General features: G+C 52.0%; 1 protein-coding gene. It reads right to left on the bottom strand.

What is annotated here, in order from left to right; genetic code table 11:
• Positions 1 to 1,355, bottom strand: a 1,355-nt coding sequence (locus D3H34_RS32645; protein ID WP_286186561.1) for a methyltransferase, incomplete at its 3' end; no start/stop codon positions are given.
• Positions 1,356 to 1,380 lie beyond the last annotated feature (25 nt).

Here is a 1,380-nt window from a genome sequence, read left to right as displayed (position 1 = left end):
TGCACCGACTTATGAAATTCTTCCCATTCATCCATGACGTCATAAGCAATCGAGTAGCCTCGTGCGCGAAAACTTGGCACAAGGTCCACAAGAATCCGCGCGGGCATCGTCAGCAGATACAAGGCATCCAACTGCCGGGCAGACAATGATTTTTCGGAATCGATGAACTCATAAAGCGGAACCTGGTAGATCCCCGGCCATACTTGGCCACAGGGTTTTTTAAGAAGCTCACCCCTGGACCACTGCCAAGCGATGAATATCACCACATAGCCCTGCTTGGAAAAATACTTTGCAGCATTGATCGGACGCTGATTGACAAGCTCGTCAAATTCAAACCCACAAGGAATGATTACGATTTTTTGCACAGCATTGGCTGCCAAGACCCAATCGGGCGTAGGCAACTGGCTCCGACTCGATACCGCCGCATCTCTGACATGGATATTCTGAGCGACGTATTTGTACCGATATTTGTTCAAGCTCGATCGCAAAGACTGCGGCAGCCTCCAATACACAGCCTTAAGCAAATGATATCGCTCGGACGCATCAAACAAGGCATTGAAAAGGCGTTTTACCACCCGCAATGGCCTGGTGATTCGCCAGGAACGGGAGTTGATCAATCCATTGACTTGATCGATATACAGTTGCCGCTCCTGCTGAAGGCTGGAAATCTGGCTCTGTGCCAGCACGATGTCCTGATCAAGGCGCGTGATCCTGGCATCGCGATCGCCCAATGCACCGTCAAGTTCGGCGATGTGGGCGTCTCGCGCCGCCAAATCCTGCTGCAGGTGAGAAATCTGCTCCTGTCTTTCTGCTACTTCATGGCCAATACGCGCAGCCTGATTGTCATGCCCAATCTCACAATCCCCCAGCGTCAGCTTCAACGAAGACAGCCATGATTTTTCGGCATAGACCAGAAAAATCTGTTCGCCATTCCAAAGCGTGTTTTCTATCCCACGGCAATCAATCACCCTGGACCAGACCAGGCCAAAGCCGTTGCTCAGTTCAACGGGCACATTGGCGGGAAGAAAAGAGTAGAAATGCTCATCGATACGATCCATTTCACGGTATGGCAATGCCAACACCACCGCTTTTTTCGCGTGCTCGCCCAGCTCCTCAAGCACTTCCCACGGATTATGAAAATGCTCCAACGTATTGGATGAAAACACCACATCAAAAGTCTCTGCATGATGCGATTTCTCTCCGACCCAGTTCTCGGCCAGAAACCGGATGGCGGGGTAACGACGCGAAGCCTGCTCGATAGCCACGCCAGAAAAATCGACCCCGACGAGTTGCCGCGGGTCGATATGGCTTGCCAGGAAATCCGCCCCATCACCTTGCGCGCACCCCCAAGCCACGACCGTCAACGACTGACGTCTTATT

This window comes from Acidovorax cavernicola, assembly GCF_003581445.1.
This window is presented reverse-complemented; position numbering and strand designations above follow the sequence as displayed.